17 protein-coding genes are annotated in these 19,872 nt (G+C 57.2%); 9 read left to right on the top strand and 8 right to left on the bottom strand.

Annotated features, from left to right (window positions below):
- Positions 1-49 precede the first annotated feature (49 nt).
- The 5 genes from ACNJYA_RS09830 to ACNJYA_RS09810 form a co-directional block, all read right to left on the bottom strand.
- Positions 50-1,236 (bottom strand): IS3 family transposase gene (locus tag ACNJYA_RS09830; protein ID WP_439402688.1). Its coding sequence is split into 2 segments (ribosomal slippage): positions 50-984 and positions 984-1,236, totalling 1,188 coding nucleotides; the frame shifts between segments, so codons are not numbered across the junction.
- Between the two features lie 188 nt (positions 1,237-1,424).
- Positions 1,425-2,462 (bottom strand): hypothetical protein, encoded by a 1,038-nt coding sequence (locus tag ACNJYA_RS09825; RefSeq protein WP_439402687.1) that lies wholly within the window; start codon positions 2,460-2,462, stop codon positions 1,425-1,427.
- 153 nt (positions 2,463-2,615) lie between these two features.
- Positions 2,616-3,806, bottom strand: a complete 1,191-nt coding sequence (locus ACNJYA_RS09820; RefSeq protein ID WP_439402686.1) for a hypothetical protein — start codon at positions 3,804-3,806, stop codon at positions 2,616-2,618.
- Between the two features lie 54 nt (positions 3,807-3,860).
- On the bottom strand, positions 3,861-6,122 hold the full coding sequence (locus ACNJYA_RS09815) for a S8 family serine peptidase (RefSeq protein WP_439402685.1): 2,262 nt from the start codon (positions 6,120-6,122) through the stop codon (positions 3,861-3,863).
- 92 nt (positions 6,123-6,214) lie between these two features.
- Positions 6,215-6,922 (bottom strand): hypothetical protein, encoded by a 708-nt coding sequence (locus tag ACNJYA_RS09810; protein ID WP_439402684.1) that lies wholly within the window; start codon positions 6,920-6,922, stop codon positions 6,215-6,217.
- A gap of 580 nt (positions 6,923-7,502) precedes the next feature.
- Here ACNJYA_RS09810 and ACNJYA_RS09805 point away from each other — a divergent pair.
- Positions 7,503-7,838: a hypothetical protein gene (locus tag ACNJYA_RS09805; protein ID WP_439402683.1), complete on the top strand. Its 336-nt coding sequence runs from the start codon at positions 7,503-7,505 to the stop codon at positions 7,836-7,838.
- A gap of 643 nt (positions 7,839-8,481) precedes the next feature.
- Here the strand turns inward: ACNJYA_RS09805 and ACNJYA_RS09800 are convergent.
- Positions 8,482-8,721: a hypothetical protein gene (locus ACNJYA_RS09800; RefSeq protein WP_439402682.1), complete on the bottom strand. Its 240-nt coding sequence runs from the start codon at positions 8,719-8,721 to the stop codon at positions 8,482-8,484.
- Positions 8,722-8,944: 223 nt separating this feature from the next.
- Between ACNJYA_RS09800 and ACNJYA_RS09795 the strand changes: the two genes are divergently transcribed.
- From ACNJYA_RS09795 to ACNJYA_RS09780, 4 genes are all read left to right on the top strand, one after another.
- Positions 8,945-9,367 (top strand): hypothetical protein, encoded by a 423-nt coding sequence (locus tag ACNJYA_RS09795; RefSeq protein WP_439402681.1) that lies wholly within the window; start codon positions 8,945-8,947, stop codon positions 9,365-9,367.
- The gene (locus tag ACNJYA_RS09790) at positions 9,364-9,489 is read left to right on the top strand and encodes a hypothetical protein (protein WP_439402680.1); all 126 of its coding nucleotides are present in this window, start codon (positions 9,364-9,366) and stop codon (positions 9,487-9,489) included. The genes ACNJYA_RS09795 and ACNJYA_RS09790 overlap by 4 nt, the downstream gene beginning before the upstream one ends.
- A gap of 881 nt (positions 9,490-10,370) precedes the next feature.
- Positions 10,371-10,640, top strand: a complete 270-nt coding sequence (locus ACNJYA_RS09785) for a hypothetical protein (protein ID WP_439402679.1) — start codon at positions 10,371-10,373, stop codon at positions 10,638-10,640.
- The gene (locus tag ACNJYA_RS09780; RefSeq protein WP_439402678.1) at positions 10,603-10,941 is read left to right on the top strand and encodes a hypothetical protein; all 339 of its coding nucleotides are present in this window, start codon (positions 10,603-10,605) and stop codon (positions 10,939-10,941) included. Before ACNJYA_RS09785 ends, ACNJYA_RS09780 begins: the two co-directional genes overlap by 38 nt.
- A gap of 16 nt (positions 10,942-10,957) precedes the next feature.
- On the opposite strand, the gene ACNJYA_RS09775 is transcribed toward ACNJYA_RS09780, so the two are convergent.
- Both ACNJYA_RS09775 and ACNJYA_RS09770 read right to left on the bottom strand, forming a co-directional pair.
- Positions 10,958-13,981, bottom strand: coding sequence for an HD domain-containing protein (locus ACNJYA_RS09775; protein WP_439402677.1), 3,024 nt, complete (start codon positions 13,979-13,981; stop codon positions 10,958-10,960).
- Between the two features lie 179 nt (positions 13,982-14,160).
- Entirely contained in the window at positions 14,161-15,912 is a 1,752-nt protein-coding gene (locus tag ACNJYA_RS09770) for an ATP-dependent nuclease (RefSeq protein WP_439402676.1), read from the bottom strand.
- Positions 15,913-16,181: 269 nt separating this feature from the next.
- Between ACNJYA_RS09770 and ACNJYA_RS09765 the strand changes: the two genes are divergently transcribed.
- The 4 genes from ACNJYA_RS09765 to ACNJYA_RS09750 all read left to right on the top strand — a co-directional run bounded on the left by ACNJYA_RS09765 (position 16,182) and on the right by ACNJYA_RS09750 (position 19,501).
- Entirely contained in the window at positions 16,182-17,366 is a 1,185-nt protein-coding gene (locus ACNJYA_RS09765) for a tyrosine-type recombinase/integrase (RefSeq protein WP_439402675.1), read from the top strand.
- Positions 17,367-17,538: 172 nt separating this feature from the next.
- Positions 17,539-17,859 (top strand): hypothetical protein, encoded by a 321-nt coding sequence (locus ACNJYA_RS09760; RefSeq protein ID WP_439402674.1) that lies wholly within the window; start codon positions 17,539-17,541, stop codon positions 17,857-17,859.
- 385 nt (positions 17,860-18,244) lie between these two features.
- Positions 18,245-18,481: a hypothetical protein gene (locus tag ACNJYA_RS09755; protein ID WP_439402673.1), complete on the top strand. Its 237-nt coding sequence runs from the start codon at positions 18,245-18,247 to the stop codon at positions 18,479-18,481.
- A 9-nt stretch (positions 18,482-18,490) separates the two neighbouring features.
- Entirely contained in the window at positions 18,491-19,501 is a 1,011-nt protein-coding gene (locus tag ACNJYA_RS09750; RefSeq protein ID WP_439402672.1) for an AAA family ATPase, read from the top strand.
- Positions 19,502-19,872: the final 371 nt, after the last annotated feature.

The following is a 19,872-nucleotide window of genomic DNA, read 5'->3' as shown; positions in this document are numbered from 1 at the left end:
CAACATTCGGGCCAGTTCGCCGGAGGCATGCTGACCTGCCACTGCATTTTCATCCAGCGGCAGTTAGAGTCTTGAGGTTTTGTACGCCAAGTGGCGCGGATGGAGCAACGGACGATCGGCGGAGCTGGTCGGGGTTGCGCAGCCGATCGTCCGTTGCGGTGAGGTGGGCGGCGTAGGCCGCGGGGGTCAGGTATTTCAGCGACGAGTGGGGACGCTGGAGATTGTAGTCGGCGACCCAGTTGGCGATCTTGGCGCGGGCGTCATCGAGATCGAAGAACAGGGTCTCGTTGAGTAGCTCATCGCGCATCCGGCCATTGAAACTCTCGACGAAGCCGTTCTGCATCGGCTTTTCCGGCGCAATGAAGTGCCAATCGATGGCAGCGTCCTTGCACCAAGCGAGCATGGCGTTGCAGGTGAACTCGGTGCCATGGTCGGACACGATCATTCCTGGCTTGCCGCGTCGCTGGACGATTGCCGTCAGTTCGCGGGCCACGCGCCGCCCCGAGATCGACGTCTCCGGAATGGCGCCCAGGCATTCCTTGGTGACGTCGTCGACGATGTTGAGGATGCGGAAGCGTCGGCCATTGGCGAACTGGTCGTGGACGAAGTCCAGCGACCAGCGCGCGTTCGGCCTCGCCTCGACCAGGATCGGGGCACGGGTCCCCACGGCCTTGCGGCGAGCCCGCCGTTTGCGGACGGTGAGCCCTTCCTCGCGGTAAAGCCGGTAGATCCGGTTGATCCCCGATGGCTCGCCCTCCCGCCGCAGCAAGACGAACAACCGGCGATAGCCGAAACGCCGCCGCTCGTTGGCGAGATCGCGCAATCGGCCACGCAGAACTGCGTCCGGCGGGCGGCTGGAGCGATAGCGGATCATCTTCCGATCCGCCCCCACAATCGAGCAGGCCCGCCGTTCCGACAGGCTCATGACGGCCTGCAGATGCGCGATCGCAGCGCGCTTGGCGGCGGGCCCTACCATTTTTTTGAAAGGAGCTCGCGAAGTGCGGCCGCATCGAGCATCTGCTCGGCCAGAAGCTTCTTCAGCTTCGCGTTCTCCTCTTCCAAGGCCCTCAGCCGCTTCGCTTCGGAAACGTCCATGCCGCCGAATTTGGGCTTCCAATGGTAGATCGTCGCCTCGGAAACACCGTGCTTGCGAGCCAGGTCGGCTGTCTTCGCCCCAGCCTCATGCTCCTTCAATACCGCGATAATCTGCTCTTCCGTGAACCTTGCTCGCTTCATCTGTCCGTCCTTCTTCGGGCCGGACTCTAACTCCTTCTGGAGGAAATACGCAGTGGCAGGTCAAGACTTCCCAATGCTGACCACTGATAAGGTTTCGTATGAAATCTAATCAGTCGATCGATGGAAAAGAGGGTTAGTGTAGCCGCTCCAAACTCCGCTGCAATCCTCCGCGACGAAGTGTATGTTACCTAATTGCGGTTGGAGGCCTGGGTCAAGGACCACATGAAATCGAGTTGCATGAATAGGCGTTCGCCATTTTGGTTGAGAAACCAGTCCGTCGGGGGCGGTCCAACGACGAAAGCAAAATTCAGACCCCCGCCGTTCTTATCGACAGTCGCGAATGCGTGGCACGTGATGCAAGATGATCTTGCCTGGATAGCTTCCAGCTTGCTGTTGGCAAGCTTCGTCTGAGCGCCCTTCGTGTCAACGAAGTCTGTCTGCGTCCCCCTTAGTCGATAGTTCTCCCATTTGGTGCCTTGAAGTCCGATACCAGTCGGCGCCTGTTCGCAATCATGGGGCGCCGTTGGGCATGCGAAACGATCGACCGACTTGAGCTCCCACGCGCCGCCCTGCTTGTTGTCAATATGCTCGAACGTCATCCACAACCAGTTCGGGAGGTCCTTGGTGCTTATGTGCAGCGCCGTCAATCCCCAAACTTCCTTGCTACCGCCCGCTCTGGAAACCTCAGTCCAGTGATATCTGCTCTTCTCGGCCTCGTTTGTTAGCTTGCGCCAAGTCGCCTTGATCTCCTTCGCATTTGGAGGAAATTTCAGAATTTCGATTCCTTCATTGACGCTTTTGATCTGTCCTTCGATATTGAAGAGTTCCTTTTCCTTTATGAACGCATAAGCGGTCTCGTTCAGCCTGACTTCGTTGCCTCCATCGGCGACAGGTTCGTCGAACTGTGGAGAGATCCCGGCCGACAACGGTCCTCTCGGACGAAGTGCAAACCCTGTCATCTTCTTCACCGGCGCTCGGACGAATTCTCGTTCCTCCCGGGCCACCGCGGGTCCTGCACCGCCGCCGCCCAACCAAGGGCCGGGATTCGCACCATCTCGCCGGAACACTGTGTCCGGCGCGTCGGGGCGAACGTTTCTCCAAGTTTCCCAGACGACAGGCCCTGGCGCTCCGAATAGTTTGCTGGAATCCGCTTGCTTGCCAGCGACATTGGCGGGCCAATTGAGGGCGACAAAAACCTTCCAGGCGTAACGATCGCTGTCAAACAAAGCCGCACTCGTGTCCTGCGGCTCCTTCCATGGTTCTGCGGTCGGCTGCGAATGGACGGATGAGGTTGCACCCACGAATACAGCAATTACAGTTCCGAGCATTACACAATTGACTCGCATAAATCCCTCCTCGCGAAAATGGCTCTTGATGAATCATACTCGGGGAAATTTGACTTTAGCCTGCACCTTTGACGGTCCAGTTCCAGGTTTGAAATAGGTTAGTTCGGCGTCGGCTTCGGCTGGAGCTGCAGGAGCCTCAAACCAGAAATTATAGGAGGTCCCCCACCGGATGGCGTTCGCCCCCTCGTTTTCCGAAAACGCCTGGGTTGACCAACCGATCCGACCATCGCTTGTCAATGATACCCAAGGATCGTTCGACAGTGTCGCATCGCCGTGTGAACGCACCGCGCTGAATCCGATGTTTGAAACGGCAACATTTCCTATCGGAATGCTGAACGACCGGATGCCTCGCTCGCTGTTCATGTTGTAGATGGCATACTCATATCGATACGTCGTGCGCGATAGTCTGATGACATTGCTGGCAACAATGACCGTGCCGTCATCCGATGCACCGCTCACTCTGCTGAATTCCGCATAAGGCCAGGCGCGAATAGCGGGTAACTCGCGGCGGGTCGGATGATTCCCTGGATCGACATTCTCGATCGAGAATTTTCCGTCGACATTCCGCGTCACGCGCACTTCAAGATGTGAAACGTTGTTGTCGCCGTTGCCGGCTGCGGAGTCGTCGGCCGCGACGTACTGTCCTTCGACAAAATAGCGTGCGCCCGTCACCGCGAGATCCGACTCGCTTACTTGAAGCCCGTGGTCGATCCCCGAAGGCGATGGCTGAAACGCGCTGAGCTCCTGCGCAGCCTTCTGGCCGTCATAGAAACCCGTGGTTGGATTGATCAGGCGGCGCGAACCAAGATCGGGGCCCTGGTTGGTATTGGCGCCGTAGGGGTCAGAGCATCCTACGCCCAAACCGCTCCCGCTCGGATTGGCTTGGCAACCAAATCCGCAGACGTTCTGCTGAAGCGCCACGAATCCGTGCTTCACCCAAGACTGACCGATCTGGGTCATGCGTCCGTCGAGCAGACGGTACATGTTCATGGAGATAACAGGGTGCTTGTTGTCTGGGAGCTTCAGCCAATTGAGCACCGAATCGCCAGCATTGCAGGAAGTCGTGCCGACCGTCAACGCGGCGATGCCATTGGACTGTGCATACACGCGGGCGCCAACTAGCTCACCCAAAATAACATCCGGTCCTCCGGCGTTCGCCCGATGAGTAGGAGGGCAGGTCGCCAGTGCAAGTGTCATTAACGTCAAGCAGACTAAGCTTCTCATGGAATTCCTCCCCCGCCTGATGAAACATTGAACCGGCCGATCTCAGCCCACCATCTACTCTTCCGTTGAGACGACGAGCGAATAGCTCTGTCCTCCTGTAGGGGATCCGATCTTCGTCGCGCGCACCGCAGCGCTCCAGTTGCCGGCGACGGGATTGTCGACAGTCACCTGTTCGACCACATTGCGATGGTCGACGCCGCGCCCGGCAACTTCGTTTTCCTTTCCGGGTACCGTATTGAGAATGAACGGCAGATGCTGCTCCGCGCTCGGAGAAACCAGGAGCAGATCCAGATCGTTGGTAAGCGCTTCGGAAGTGAAGGGGCCGGTTGCCCTGTCATCCCACGCGAGTGTTACTTTCAGACGCTTGCGGTTCGGCGGCACGACCACAACGCGTGTCTGAATCTCATTCTCACGAGCCACCGTCGCTTGAAAAAATGCTTTCTGATCCATCAAGGTCAGAGTCGGTATCAATCGAACGCGACCGAAGCCATAGACGAAATCGGGCCCTGGTCTTCCGAGGTCTTCCGCGCCGTGAATCAGCAAAGCCTTGTATGTTGAAGGGTAGACGTCCGACTTCTGGAAGCCGAGTTTACCCATCTTTTCGATCAAAAGCGCTACTGTGCCGGCTACTGCCGGCGCGGCCATCGATGTACCGCACATCCGTCCGATGCCGGTGGCCGGAACCGCCGACACAATACCCTGCTCCCCTGCTCCCAATTGCCGGCAGCCAGGCGCGACGACATCCGGCTTGATCCGTCCGTCCGCTGTCGGTCCCCATGATGAGAACTCCGTCATATCGTTGTTGTCGGCATCGATCGCACCGACCGTAATGACATTCTTGCCGGTCCCAGGGGGAGTAATCGATCGGAAGTTCGGAAATCCGAGCGCAAGGCTCATGCCGCAAATGCCGTCATTGCGAGCGTTCCCGGCCGAGAAGATGATTGGGATGCGGCGAACGGTCTGGTTGCCTCTTTCTCCGCTAGCTATCGCGTCGAATTCGGCGGTCCCCAGCGGCGAATAGGTCGCAAGTTGGCTACAATTCTGCGAAGTCAGATTCAGGCCCCACGAATTGTTCACCAGATCTATTGCCAGTGGCTTTTCGATCAGCAGCCCGAGAAGCTCATGATCTGCTTCGATAAAGTCGAATGAAAGAATTTCCGCCTTGGGCGCGATGCCCGGATAATGATCCTCCGTATCGCCTGTGGCAGCGGGTCCGGCAGGCGCTGACGCAGCGTCAGCCAGTATCGTTCTCTTGACCTCGTCTCCAAACGCCGGCAGTGCGCCTTCTTTATTTGATGCGGCGTCGCCGGCGATTATCGGAGCCGAAAATTCCCCATTGCCTGCGATAGTGCCCGCAACGTGGGTCGAATGCTGATGATCGTGACGCAATACGCCACGCTCACGATCCAGATCTACCGACAGCCGCCCGGTGAAGGAAGGATGGTCTTCGGCGACATGTCCACCGTCCCACACGCCGACACGGACGCCGGCTCCAGTCAAGAAGTGGGGGGCTTTCGCCGCGAGGTCAGCGCCGATATTCCGGTCGACGTGGGTGTTTTGCAGTGTGGGCGTGAACACCGGCTCGATGAACTTGACGCTCTTGAGCTTCGCAAGCTCTTGAATGGCGCTGACGCTCTTGACAGTCAGTTCGAATTTTTGAGTAAACGGGCTTACCCGTGTGATTTCTCCGAACGCTGCGATCTGGGTTTTCGCGGCTTCGAGGTTGACGTCTGGCCAAACCTGCACGCTGACTTTGATCGGAGAAGCGGCCGGCAGCGCGGCCCCTTCCTCTTGCGGCGAAGGACTGCCGAGAAGGGATGGATCCACCTTGATATGAGCGTTCTTCTCATCGAGCGCCACGACATGCTGGATAGAATTGATGCCTGCGGACGCCGTCGCGAGCTGGCTTGTGAGCGTCTGCTGAACCCTCGCCGTATAGACTGTGCCTCCGACAAATTCCTCGACGACGATGCCCTTGGCGGCAAGTTGTCGGGACTCTGCATCGGATAGCCGGCGTTCAAAGCCGAGGAGCACCCTGTCGCTCTCGATCGGCTTTGGCGCGGGAGCAGGAAGGGCGGCTGCCCCGCCGGATTCGTCCGTGATCGCCGGAGTTTGCTCGGGGCGGCCGACCTTTGCCGCCCCCTTTGCCTTCTTCAAACCCGGCAGGTCCTTTTGCGAGGGCGCAGCCTGCGCAGGTTTTGGGGCTTGCACGGGCTCAAGCGTGACCGGCCCGGTGCGCAGCTGAATGGTCTTACTGAAACCAGCATCCTGGGCTGCTACCGGAGCGACAGCACTAAGGGAAACAAGACAGATCATCAAACACCGGTGGCGCATGCAGCTACCCCTCGAGGTTGAGGCGTCTCCATTCGTCTCGTCGCGGCGGAACCATTGCTCCGGGCGCGAAGAACCTATTGCCACAAGCATCGGTTGGGCGGCGCCGCCATTTCGCGGCGAGCCCTGAACGGGATAGAATACACAAAGTCAGTCTGCATGAAGAACGGTTTGCCGTCCTTCAAATACCAGCTGGGGAACGGGGGTCCCCTTTCGTCGTCCCCCGTCTTGTCTCTCAATAATGCCAATGCCATGGGCTGTGTTGGCCCTACCGTACCATCTGGCGATCCGTGCGCCGTGGCGTGACAGGTGATGCAGGAAGATTTCTGGAAACCGAATTCAATGTAATGGTCAGACAGTATCGACGCTTTTCCGGTCGAAGTGACAAAGTCGGTCTGGGTGCCACCGAGAACGTAGTTTTCCCACACTGTCCCCTTCAGCTGAGCGGGTTGGCCGTGGGTATCAAAGAGTTCGAACGGGTTAGCCGGCGCATCCTTGTGGTGGAAGGTCGCCCAAAACCAATTCGGAACATCCTTGGTCAGAACGTGTAGCGTGGTCAGCCCGTACAACTTGTCGCCCTCTCGCGCCGTGTAGTAGCGGCGGGGCTTTCCCTCCCCAATCGCCTGTGGCGTGAACTCAAGCCAAACGGCCTTTACTTCAATGGAGTCGGCCGGAAACACAAGCAATGGCTTTTTCCCATCGACGAATGCCATTGCGTAACGCTTAAGGCCATCGGAACTCCACAAGCAGTTCTGCTTGATAAACTCATAAGTCACCTTGTTCATATGGGTTTCGCCGATTCCCCCGCTGTCGGTGAATACTCCTTGGTTGGGTCCCGTATCGATCTGGATACTGGGCCGGGCACTGTCTCCCGCTACCCTCGGTTCGTTTCGCGCAACGTGAAAGGTTTCCTCTGGCGTCTGACCAACACCTCCGGTACCAGTCGGGAGACTGAGGTCGGCCCATTGTGGGGGTTCGGAGCCATCACGTAAGAAAACTTCGGTACGCGCCAAGCGCCACGTCTCCCAGACCGAAGTTGTGCCAGGGGCCCCGAACGGTTTCGCGCAGTCAGGCGCCCCCCGTGCGATCGTCTTGTCGGCAGAGGGATGATTGAGAACCATGAACAGATTCCACGCATGGCGGCTCGGAAAATCTAGCGCATCCACACGCTGCGGCATCGTCCTGCAATGATTAATCGATTCCGCCGTTGCCGCGCCGGAATCGACAAGGATGGCAACTCCCAACAATGGCCAAAGGAAATGTGATCTGCTCAAAAGCTCTAAATAAGGCACCTGAAAATACCTTGCTGATTAAGGAGCGGTACATCTAAACTCAACTTGAGAAAACAATAAAGAGGTTTTTATCGTGACACGTGTAATTTCATTTACAGATGTGAAAACAATCCTAGATAGAGCGATTGATGCTTGGCGTGAGCGAAACGGTAGACCGCCACTTCTTTCGACCCATGGTCCGGAATTCGGATGGAATTCACTTGACGAACTTCTGCACAGCGAAGCATTCGGCAATCCGTTGATACAGCCGGATGTAATCGGAACGGACGCGGCTGCAAACGCAAATATCATTGCTGCGTTGACGCACGGCTTAACCGGCTTTCCTCGCATGCCCGTCGGAGGCCCCTTCCTTTCGAAAGAGGATGTCCAGACAATTGAAACTTGGATCAAGGCTGGCTGTCCACAGTGAGCTCGTCCGCGGACCATGACAAATGGCATCATCTCCCCTCACGCTCTCACCTTGACTGACAACAAACTTCGCGACCTAAGGCGACCGTTACGAAATGACGAAGCAGCCGGATGGGCGCGATAAGTACTGCGACGGGATGACGACCAGCGTGCCGGCGTCTAATACTCGTCGTACCGACTGCCGACACGGCGGCTACGTCATTTCGAACAAAATCGAGGACAGCACTACTAAGCAGACGGCTTGCCTGCGCAAACTCGTTCTCGGACCTCCCATAAAGCAGGAGCTGGCATACTCATAGGCGACGCTGATAGCGACGAAGACCTTTCAAAGGCTATAAAGCCTCATCGACCTTGGGCGTTTTAAACACGACCTGCGCGGCGAGCGCGGTTTTAATTTAGAAGCGTGGCGTGAAGTCACGCATCGGCGTCCGCTGGTTCAAATATCTTTCCGAGTCCCCGTCCGCCGATAGATCAGCTCGTCCTAAGCTATACTTTCGACTGCTAGCCTAGCGGGGAAGTCCTAGCCACAAATCACTACGCACAAATTTTCATGACCCGCGCGACAACAGATCGCAGCGTCAACATCAGCATCGCTCTTTTTGGGTGGACACATGAAGAGCAACGGTCCGCGAGTGCGGGAAACGTTATTGGTTCATTTCAGTATGAAGAAACACGTTGTCACCATGATTGAGCTTCGCAATCGTTTCATCCACAAGCGGACCCGGTTTGCCGGCATCCCGGTCGTCACGGCCCAGGACAACATCGTTGCCGATGAAATGCAGGTCGGCGTCAAGGGCCTGTTCGCTTCCATGTTCCTCAGGGATCTCGCGCGTCCCCGAAGCGATGAAACCGCGGCAGATACCGATCCAAGCCGGCAACGACAACCAGCGGCTCGAGCACCAGAAAACCGCCTGACTTCACTCGGCTGTTTTTCATCGCGCGCGGCGGGAGTCGCGCGCGTCGCTCGTGGAACGCAATTTCGCCCCGGAGGCCGAGCCGGCGGATATCAGCCGACGTCTCCTCAGTCGGAGACCGGCGTGCACCGAATTGCGGGCGGACGCCTAGTGCAGATCCAACCCACAGGCTCGGATTCAGAGAGAAAAATGCATGAAAAACGTAATCTTAAACAATCCGCAGCACCTCGAGCGCAGGCTGCTCAAGATCTTCGAACGTCACGGTAGCGACGGTCGCGCGATCATCCTTGAGAGCCTCGCTGCCAATGTTGGCGTGCAGCAGCAAGCGAAGGATCTTCTCCTCGCCTTGGGAAACCTCGTCACACGGCGACTTGTTAAGCGTGCCGGGGACAATCCCATACCTGGCTCTCCTGTTGCATTCCGTCTGGTACGTGCGGCATCGCCGCACGAACTATCAGCTGCCACGAGCGCGGCAGCCGCGATAGTGGACCGTCCGTTAAGGGCCTCGACCAAGGGAGTTCGTCAAAGCCGTTCACGAGAGAGCACGCAGCTGCCCAAAGGCATTGATTCGGCAAGGTTGGTGGATCAGCGATGGACGATTATCACGACCTCATGACGGTTGCTCTAGTGCTGTTCTTCGCGGGTCTCATGTTGGTGGTCGGCCAACTCTATCTCGAAGACAGCACCAGACAGGATCTCGGCACGGAGATCGAGCTACCGCATGTGCCGACCTCATAACCACGTCCCTCCAGATGCGATAGATGTCGCCTGCGAAGGCCTCGCGCTGGACTAACGTCATCCGCTGATCGCCCGATTGGCGCAGTTGCGCCCATCTGGTTTCGACGGCCCTGTGGTGCTCCGCCCAAGCGACCTGGGCTTTGATGATATCCTTGCCCAGGCTTTTCTTTTCTTCGTGCTTGTCTTGTTGTGGACTACCGGGAGCCGCCAAGGCATCCAACTGACGGAGTGCCCTGCGCACGACGGCCGTCAGACTCATGTCGCTGAGCGGCTGGCCGCGCATGAGCCCGGGAAACACGAAGTCCGACGTTCGAATCTGCTGCATCTCTTCCAAAATAGCCATGGCGCGATCGGACAGCGGGACGCGGTGTTCACGGGCATTGCCATCGAGGTGTCCCCGCCAGCGGAACGGGTTTTCGCCACCTTCGCCGTGTCGCCGACTAAAACCGCAAAAATGTTGCCATGGTGCCGATCCGCCTCGACCGCATCGAGAACAAGACCGAGGCCGCTTACCGCTGTCAGTCTTGCCAATACCACTGGCGTTCTCGTGCCTCGGGTCTCGGAAGACGGCATGCGCTTTCGCGTCGAAGGACGAACCAATGACTCGCGCCGAACTCCAATCGATCTATCAAGACTTCGCAGAGCGCCACGGCCACGACATGGCCCGCAGGGTCGTCCGCTGGCGAGCGATGACGGGCAGCGCGAGTCTCAACAGCGTTCATCCGCAAAGCTATGCAGCGCTGGCGCGTGCGTTCGGGGATGTGGACGCTGGTCGCGAATCGCCTGCCCGCATACACACCGGCCGACGATCGCCTGCAACGACGGACCTACGCTTTCGATCGCGGCGCCGTTACCCCCCCAAGCTCTAAAGGAGTCTCCCCATGGCAAAAACCAACTACCCGGAGTTCGAGCCCATGGAAACGCTGCCCTATACGCCCGCATCCCATCCCGATCGCGTCGGCCCCGGCGCAACGATGACGAAGCAAGCGTTCTGCCGGACCTTCGGCATCGCTCGGTATGACCTTGATCGCGCAATCGAGAACGGCGGCCCCGTCCTGAAGCGAGGAACCAGTCGAACCGTGGCAGATTCCCGCCGGCGACATGTTGCGCTGGATGATTCAAGACAAGACGAAGAAGGCCGCCGACCCTGACCTTTCGCCGCTGCGGCAGAATCAAATCAAGCTTCACATGCTCCAAACTGAGAAGCTTGAACTGAAAAACGCCGCGACTCGCCAGCAGCTTGTAACGATTGACGAAGCAGTGACTGTTTATCGCGAAGAAGCAGAAATCATCCGGAAGCATCTTCACACCGTGCCGGACATGGTCGTGAGGACCCTCGAATCATTAACGCCCGTAGAGCAGACGCAGGCGTCGATTATGCAGGCTATCATCGCGGACTGCATCAATAGCGCGCTGCGCGCCACTAATGCCGAGGGAACTGACCGCGCTTGAGAAGCCGGACTTGGCCTCACCCATCAGCTTCTGCAGCTCCGTTTAGATATCTTTCCAGATGAGCACGGTCGACTGGTGTCAATTGGAATTCACGATTTGGTTTTGCGAGCACGACGCCGTCCGGCAAGATAAGATGGCCTTTGTCACTGAATGGCCGGGGCATGTCTATGATATTGGTCCCCGAGATCATAAAGGTCCGTGTGTCATCGCTGAAAATCGATTCAAAGGTTTGCCAATAGATCGGCATGGTATCTGCTTCAAGCAGGCGGATGAACTGCAAAAACTCGGATGGGCGGCTATCCCTCAAGGCCTTGAGCATTCTAAAGCCGCGAGGCATCTCAGCAAATAGAAAGCGCGCGGCCAGTACCTCGCTCGTGAGACACTCCAAGAACCGATCCTCCCTAGTGCGGCCGTGCGGCAACGTGTCAGGATGCCTATTTAATTTCTGAACGAGTGGATGGGTGTTGTTCCAGAAGTGCATTTCGGTCGTACTAACGAAAAGCAGCTGATTCCATTCTGGCGGGAATTGGCTGGTCCAAAGTAAATTCCTGCCAGCTGGTGGCTCTAAAAAGACTCCTGCCGGACGCACGCCGTAGTTGACTTGAACTGCACACAACCGAGCGCCGCCAAATGCTGCAGCTGGCTCGACATCGTCGCCAGTCCGAAGCGAAAAGCGCTTTATTATAGGCATAGTAGCGTCGAGGAGCGTCGCTTCGGTCCATGTCGGCTGGTCATGCTCGAACGACGCAGCTGATACCACTGCAAACGGATATGATATTTGCTTCCATTCACGATCAACCTTCCAATGGAAGCTTCCCGGCGTGACCGGCGTTGCATACTTTGACGTTTTTCCGGCAATCCTCTTGTTCAGTATGTGGAATGTCGACGCTCGATGAGCGGCAAGAAATTTGTTAATTGTATCTCTCTCTACTTTTCTAAGTTCATTCACCAGCCTTTCTCTATTTAGTTTAGAGATGGCATTCCTATTGATCGAGATGTCTGCATCGGAGAATATGTCCACCTCCATAATGCCTATCTCGGCAGATTGGAAAGCATGCCCCTGCGCTTGGAAGCCTTTCCAAGAAAAGTATGTTTGAGCCCTTGGGCTTAGGCCGTCACGGTTATCCGGCGTACGGTTGATGCAGTTGTCGACAAAATCGATGTACACGAGCGACGCGCCACCATTCAGCTCGAAGTACGGCACCCAATGACGGGCTCGAAAATAGGTCCCAGTATGCTCAACAGGACCAAACCAACGTAATCGCTCGAACGCGCTGGCCTTGAGTTCGGACCATCGGGACTCGACACGATCAAGCCGCTCCTGCTCGTCGAGCGGCAAGAGCTCGGCCCTTTTCGACTCTTCTTTCAAATCCGCAATTAGGTCTGGCGCAAAGGTCGCAGCCTCGGTGGTCCAGCGGGGGCCGGTCGACCATTGGATAGGCGCGCTTTTTAAGTTGTTACGTAATTCGAATCGACATGGCAAATGCCGAATGGTCATTCGAAGGTACCGCTCCAGTCCCGTGAACCACTTGTCATCTTCACCTGGACCCGGCGGAATAAGGTCATCGCGCAACCGGAGACGAACCTCTGTACCGTGCCTATCACGGCTACTTCGCTTTAGCTCTCCAAAGCTTGCAATTCCTTCAGTAACAAAGGTCCAAGCGTTTCCGCCACCATCTCCGGCCTCTTCGCTCCGCTTCGTGTCGAATTCTACTCTGTCGGCTATCATGAAATAGCTCAGGAGACCGATACCGAACTGCCCAGTTCGAAATACGCTAAACCCCTTTGCGCGAGCTTCCCGCTCTAGCGCCTTGAATTCGGGTCTTTCGTTTGCGCCACTTCGCAACAAACGTCTTTCAATCTGGCTCTTGTTCAGCCCCACCCCATCGTCCGCACATCTTAGCCAAAGTCGCTCCCCCTCACGCTCAAACGTCAGCCGAATCTTATGGAGCGATGCAAACGTCTTCTCATGCTCTGGATTGTCAGCGTCATCCTGCCTGAGACGCTCATGACCAATCAGCTCCGAAATTGCATCGGCCGCATTTTGAATAAGCTCGCGCACAGCCGCACGCGGATCGTTGTAAAGTTGGGTGCCTGAAAGGAGTTCGAGCAATCTCGGCACGTCGGGTCTAAACGTACCCTCGATGTAGGTAAAGCTATCGTCCTTTTCTTTGACATCTAAGGTCAAATTTGCTGGCAACTGCCAAATATATGCGCGTCTTTCAGTGTCTGAGATCACGCCTTGCGCGAAGGCGCCTTGCTGATTCAGGTTGTGGCAACATGTCAACTCTGCGTCGACATAGTCCGCGACGGAAAGAACAGCTTTGTGAATTCTCGCGTCAGGCGTTCGAGCCGAGAATATCAATTTCGACCGATCGTCACTGAACTTGAATGCGATACCTTGATCTTGATGCCAAAATACCCTGCTCTTCGGAACAATCCCGCGGTGTTGCAAAATGACAGGTGGAGTTCGCTCCGGGTCAAATTCAAGGACATCCGCGAGCCTGAGAATTGCTGCTAGAAATCGAATGTTCACAGACGCAGCGGGAGATCCGACGAGGCGAGCGTCAAACCGTGACTCACAAAGTTCGCTATACCCTTCGTGATGGCTTTTGCAGAGCATCGACAGGTCGTCAATCCAGCCTGGATAAAGCCCGGGAGTAATAGATTTTAGGTTGTCCTGTATCCAGTCTTCACTCCAATCATTGTGCCTTGAACGGCAATAGTATGCACAAACCTCGTCAGCGAGCTTGATACCTGACACTGTGTTCAACCCACTTAGTGGGAGATTTAACTTGGGCCAGTTTTCATCGAGCCAATTCTGCACTTCTTTTCGTTCGATTGGATTGAGCAATTTGTCGTCAGCAGTGCAAAGGTAGTTGTAGTGAGCTTGCACGTTCTCTCTGCGCGGTGACATCCCAATATCGTGCAAATACGCGCTGAGAAGAAGCTGCGCCAATTCGAAATCAGTTAGAAATGAGAAGTCGGCAAGCGATGCCATACGCTCTGCAACACGGAAACTATGCTGATCGTCGTGCAACGTAAAATCAATAGGAGCCGTGCCCGCAGAGCGGAGGGTAGTTTCGACCGTTGGCAAGCAGTTTCGGAGCGTGAGTTCTACGACTTGGTTATTCCGACCTAGAACCTCACTCCATAATTTTGTGACAGTCCAGTTCATAAGCACCTCAAAACGGAAAGTGTTTCAGTTCGCACCATCGGCTAGCCGTTTGCGGCATGAATACGCCCGACTAGATCGGCGACTTGCTTTTTCAGATCAAGCTGGCTCAATTCCATGGGTTCGGATGTGAGTAGTTTTGCGATTCTCACCTTATCTGCTCCTGTCTCCAGCTTTCTAGATTTCCGTGCGTTGGTCGCTTTCGGCCAATAATGCAGCGCATGAGCATACGGCGACGCACTGAAGGGAGAGTGATACTTCGCTGCATAGAGAGTCTTCAAAGCCTCGTGCAGGCGCTCAAACGGAATGTAATTTTCGATCTCGCGACCTCTAGTTAGCCAAGCCTTACCGCCGCCCTTTTCGAATTCCGCGATTATGCGCGACTTCGTCGCGTTGATCTTAGTGTGTGCGGTCGCCTTGTCGCTATCCATGACTACACACAGATTCCGATTGAGTGCTCGCAGTTTGATGAATTCGGAAACCTCCTCGTCATCGGCCGACAAATGATTGAGAAGGCGCCCTCCATAAAACATTATAGAGTAATGGATGCCCTCTCTCAGCTTTGGATCGACTAGGCCAATCCAGTGCTGCACGTACACACGATCGGACGGTCCCTCCACCCAAACTACATAGTTCGACTGAACGATATCCGATGCACGAATCCCCAGATCAGCACAGATTGTGAAACGCTCATGCCGAAGAACGCTTTCTCTGATTCTCGTCTGCGTACCGTCATTGGTTACGTGAAAAATCGCTGCCCCTTCGGTATCGATGAAGCTCGGCGAGTGCGTGGCGATGAAATACTGGTTAGAGGTGCTCGCTTGCAAATAGGCAATTAACTTGCGCTGTAGCAGCGGGTGCAGGTGGCTCTCAGGCTCCTCTATGCAAACTATTTCTTCCTGACTGATTGTGCAGAATGCAGCAATCATGATGACTTCATGGATTCCCGTTCCAAGACTTGAGAGCGGCAGCACTTTGTTGTCCATGTGGACAAGCACGTGCTGCCGATTATGAGGGATTTCGATCCTTGCATCAGGACGGCCCGTTACAATTTGCAGAAACCGATTGATCTTCTCGAAGAGGAACCAATCCTCCCGCTTGTCGTGATCGGGACTTTGAAGTTCGGCCAAACGATCGATCAAACCGCGACCGCTGAAATCCTGGAATTGCTCCGCCGCTTTTCCGATTTGTCGATTCGTCGGAATGAAACGAACCTTCGGATTCGATACTTTAAGGTGATCGAAGAATGCGGTGAGGGTTTGAGGTATCCAGTGTTGCTCGATATCTCCGTGTCCTGAGCCTGTCACCAGCCCCCATAGTGATTGCCATTCGTGATGGGACAGGGTGTTCTTGAGAGACGAAATGAGCGGCTTGTTTACAATTAGGTCGCTTGCGATCCTTCCGTTTCTGAATTGCACCCACACGATGCCCTTCGGAGCGAGCGCCTTGCAAATCTTGGCTACGTTGACCTCAAATGCATTGGGCAAATGATCAAAACGCCCCTTCGCGGACTGGCGGCAACGGTCGATCGCCGCAGCTCGGAAGGTTGGCTCTGCCACTCCAATCAACAATTGGAAGGGCCCGCTCGTCGAGCCGGTGTGAGTATCCAGTTTGTTCGGTTTCGGCTCTTGCGGAGCAGTCGAAACGTATCGATGGATCAAATCTAGGACGGTGGACTTACCGGCGTTGTTTGCTCCGACAAAGAAATTGAAATCCTTGAAGGGTCCCAACTCAGCCGCGTCGGCTCCGATTCCGCGGAAAAATTGGACTCGTAGAGCTTGCAAGAACACCGACATTTTTGGCCTTTCCCGGTGCGGACACGCAATGATTGCATGTAGGCCATCACTGCCTGATTCGTCGCTGTCCGCGCCGGCGGCGACCCCCTGTACCCCCCACCATTCACAGGATTGCGGAAGTCGGCTGTTGAGCTGGGCGGGCTGCGGCCGTGCCGCCACTTACCCGGCGCTTACCCCGAGCAATATCTAAGGCTGAAAATCTGAGCTAAGTGCTGGTGCCGCAAGAGGGATTCGAACCCCCGACCCCGTCATCACGAAGGGAGCGAGCTATGAAACTGAAACTCACACCCGTCGGCGTCGCCAAAGCTGCCGCGCCAGAGAAAGGCCGCACGTTCTATTGGGACGAGGGGCTACCCGGCTTCGGACTGATGGTGACGGCGAATTGCCACAAGAGTTACGTGGTGCAGTACCGCGCGGGCGCGCGGTCGAGGCGCATGCACCTCAAGAACGGGCTCACGCTGACTGCGGCGCGCAAGGAAGCGAAGGCGATTTTGGGGGCCGTCGCCAAGAATCGCGACCCGCTGAGCGAGCGGCGCAAGGCGGAGCGCGCCGAGAGCGATACGCTCAAGGCCGTAGTCGAGGAATATCTCACCCGTGAGGGAAAGCGGCTGCGCAGCATCAACGAGCGCCGCGCGACGCTACAGCGCCACGTGCTGCCGAGGCTTGGCACCCGGCAGATCGGGGACATTACCCGCACCGATATCGTCCGCATACTCGACCGCATTGCGGACGAATCCGGCGCGCCCATGGCCGATCACGTGCTGGCGCATCTGCGCCGGGTCATGACATGGCATGCCTCGCGTAGTGATGATTTTCGCAGTCCAATTGTGCGGGGGATGGCCCGCACCAGCCCGAGCCAGCGACGGCGGCAACGCATCCTGACCGACGCCGAATTGCGCGCCGTATGGGAGGCCGCGGGAGCCTCGCAGCATGTCTTTGGCTATCTGGTGCGGTTTCTGCTGCTCACGGCGGTCAGGCGCAGCGAGGCGGCCGGCATGCAGCGCAGGGAGGTCATCGAGGCCGAATGGACCATCCCGCAGGAGCGTTACAAGACCGGGCTCGAACTGGTCATCCCGCTGTCCGACGCGGCCCAGGCAGTGCTTTCGGACGTGCCGAAGATCGGCAAGGCCGGCTTCGTGTTCACAACGGACGGCAAACATCCGATCAGCGGCTTTAGCAAGTTCAAGGCCAGTTTCGATCAGAAGGTGCTTGCGCTCTTGCGTGAGCATGACCCTGAGGCGAAGCTGCCGCGCTGGACGCTGCACGATCTGCGGCGTACGGCGCGATCGCTGATGTCGCGCGCCGGGGTGCCGACCGACCATGCCGAACGCGCGCTCGGCCACGTGATTGGCGGCGTGCGCGGTGTCTACGACAGACATGAATACTTGTCCGAAAAGCGCCGTGCATTTGAGGCACTCGCGGCGCTGGTCGAACGCATCGTCCCCCCCGGCTGATAACGTCGTGCCGCTGAAGGCCGGCGCAAATGCTGGCGCAACGTGATAGCTTGCCATGCGGCGGCTAGGCTGATCACCGAACGTGCGGTTCTGCACCGCGCTGCCGCCGCTGCTCATGCAGGCGCAAGCAGAAGCGCGATGGCGGAGGAAACAGCGACGGAGCAGGACGCGAGTGTCTGCGTCCGAAAGTCAGCCAACCACCACCATTCCGTGGTTTCAACCTTTGTCCGAGCCTGCGCGTCCTCTCACAAGCGAGGACGTGGGCAAGATACGGCGTGACGAACGGCACAAGGCGTCATCCGATCAAGCCGAACGTGCGCGGGCCGCGAAGGATCGAGACAAAAGGCAGATGATCGCTGTGATCCAGTCGGTGGCGAGAGCCGATGAACCGGCGAAACGATTGCTGCCGCGCGTGAATATGCGTCTGCGCGAACTCGGGCGTAAGCCTATATCGCTTTCGACGCTCTATCGCTGGCTTAACAAGCGAAAGTAGGCCAAGGCAGCAATTCTTCTCATTCTTAAAGAGTGAGAATCAAACCGCGAGACACCCGTCAGTGTCAGGCGATATTCCGGCATCATCGGAAATCGGACGGAGCCGCTCGATGAATGATGCTGCTGCTCATGCTGCTGCGACTAGCTGTCAGCCCGCACCGACTGCCGCGCAGGGCGAGTATCTGACGCGCCACCAAGCCGCCAGGTTCATCACGCTCGAACTTGGCATGCCCTGGCGTTCTCAACGCTGGCCAAACTGTGCGCCTTGCGCGAGGGCCCTCCTCCCGCGCTGTGGTGGGGGAGACGACCACTGTATCGGCGCTGCGATCTTAGATCGTGGGTCGAAAAACGGGCGCGCAGGCCTCTGACACCGGGCGGGCGGCCCAATGACCGCAATTGCCGATTATCACGTTCCAGCAGAGAAGATCATCGAGGCACGCGCGGTGCTGATCGCAGATGAACTCGACCGACGTGGCATCAAGCTGCGCCGCGTTGGTCGCCGCACGTTAGAAGGCCCCTGCCCGGTATGTGGCGGCACCAACCGCTTTGGCGTCGACACCGTCGACAATGTCTGGACATGCCGCAGGTGCCCGCCGAGCACCGTGTGCCCGACTATTTATTAAACGGCGGGCATGTGGCCGATGCACACAGTGTCGCGCCGGATTTTCCGCCGGGAGTGGCGACGGTGGAAACCATTGCGCCACGATCACCAACGTCAGATCAAAGCGGAGCCGCACCGGCGCGACGTCTGCGGCCGCTGTTCCTCGCGCTTGAGATCAAGCGGCGCGAGATGGTGCTCGATCCTATCCTTCCCGAAAAAGGCCTTGGAATGGTGCGCGTCACGCGGCACCGGCAAGACACACGTCGCACTCGGCATCGCCTACGCTGTCGCAACGGGCACAGAATTTCTCCGATGGAACGCGCCTAAGCCACGGCGTGTCCTCCTCATTGACGGTGAGATGCCTGCGTCGGCATTGCAGGAGCGATTGGCCAGTATCGTGGCGGGCACGACAGTTGAGCCGGAGGACGATATGTTACGGATACTGGCAGGCGACCTGATTGAAGAAGGCGGCGTGGGCAATCTCGCTGCGCCGGAAATACAAGCAAAACTCGATCATTTGCTGAGGGACATCGATTTTCTGATCCTTGACAATCTTTCCTGCCTGACCTCGGTCGTCCGCGACAACGACGCGGAAAGCTGGGGGCCGATGCAAGGCTGGCTATTGCAGCTCCGGCGGCGGGGCATTTCCGTTTTGATCGTGCATCACTCAGGCAAGGGCGGCCAGCAGCGTGGGACCAGCCGACGTGAGGATGTCCTGGATACATCCATCAGCCTGCGGCGACCTTCGGATTACACGCCCGTAGAAGGAGCAAGATTTGAGGTTCACCTAGAAAAGGCACGCGGCGTTCACGGCGACTCGGCCAAGCCGTTCGAGGCTCGTCTTGAAACTCGTGACGGTGAATCAGTCTGGACCACCCGCGATATCGAGGACGTGAATCTCGCGAGGGTGGAGGCCCTGCTGGACGATGGATTGAGCGTGCGCGAGATCGCTGACGAGACTGGCATCTCAAAATCCACCGTTCATCGGCTCAAAAAGAAGCTCGAGGCGGAAGGGGACCAGCGTGCAGACGATGGCCATTAAACCCGGCGGCATAAGGGCACTCGCGCTGGCGGTCCTCGCCAGAACGCGGGACAGTGCACGGGACAACACTGGGACAATTGAGGAATCGTTGTCCCAAGGCCATACAAGCGCTGAGACAGTGAAAGCGCAGCTGGCGCAAGCCCTTGAGCCTTCTGTCCCAGTGTCCCACCCCTTAGGGATAGGGACAGAGGGACCGCGCTCTAAACATGGGACAGCGCATGGGACTGTAGCGGGACAGCCTCCGCAAACGCACACGATTCCTAGCCGTTACGTCTACGCCTTTTCGGCCATGTGCGCGCGGTGTCCGGATTGCGTCGGCACCAACCGCTGGCGGCAAGCCGCCGAGGATGGTCGCAGGTTTCTCGGCCGGT

It is taken from the genome of Bradyrhizobium sp. BLXBL-01 (genome assembly GCF_051853025.1).
GTDB lineage: Bacteria > Pseudomonadota > Alphaproteobacteria > Rhizobiales > Xanthobacteraceae > Bradyrhizobium.
This window is presented reverse-complemented; position numbering and strand designations above follow the sequence as displayed.

Coding starts and splice junctions, on each gene's coding strand:
- ACNJYA_RS09810 (WP_439402684.1), bottom strand. CDS start 6,922: ATGAACAAGGTGACTTATGAGTTTATCAAGCAGAACTGCTTGTGGAGT.
- ACNJYA_RS09770 (WP_439402676.1), bottom strand. CDS start 15,912: ATGTCGGTGTTCTTGCAAGCTCTACGAGTCCAATTTTTCCGCGGAATC.
- ACNJYA_RS09795 (WP_439402681.1), top strand. CDS start 8,945: ATGAAAAACGTAATCTTAAACAATCCGCAGCACCTCGAGCGCAGGCTG.
- ACNJYA_RS09765 (WP_439402675.1), top strand. CDS start 16,182: ATGAAACTGAAACTCACACCCGTCGGCGTCGCCAAAGCTGCCGCGCCA.
- ACNJYA_RS09820 (WP_439402686.1), bottom strand. CDS start 3,806: ATGAGAAGCTTAGTCTGCTTGACGTTAATGACACTTGCACTGGCGACC.
- ACNJYA_RS09780 (WP_439402678.1), top strand. CDS start 10,603: ATGATTCAAGACAAGACGAAGAAGGCCGCCGACCCTGACCTTTCGCCG.
- ACNJYA_RS09755 (WP_439402673.1), top strand. CDS start 18,245: ATGACCGCAATTGCCGATTATCACGTTCCAGCAGAGAAGATCATCGAG.
- ACNJYA_RS09815 (WP_439402685.1), bottom strand. CDS start 6,122: ATGATCTGTCTTGTTTCCCTTAGTGCTGTCGCTCCGGTAGCAGCCCAG.
- ACNJYA_RS09750 (WP_439402672.1), top strand. CDS start 18,491: ATGTGGCCGATGCACACAGTGTCGCGCCGGATTTTCCGCCGGGAGTGG.
- ACNJYA_RS09785 (WP_439402679.1), top strand. CDS start 10,371: ATGGCAAAAACCAACTACCCGGAGTTCGAGCCCATGGAAACGCTGCCC.
- ACNJYA_RS09790 (WP_439402680.1), top strand. CDS start 9,364: ATGACGGTTGCTCTAGTGCTGTTCTTCGCGGGTCTCATGTTGGTGGTC.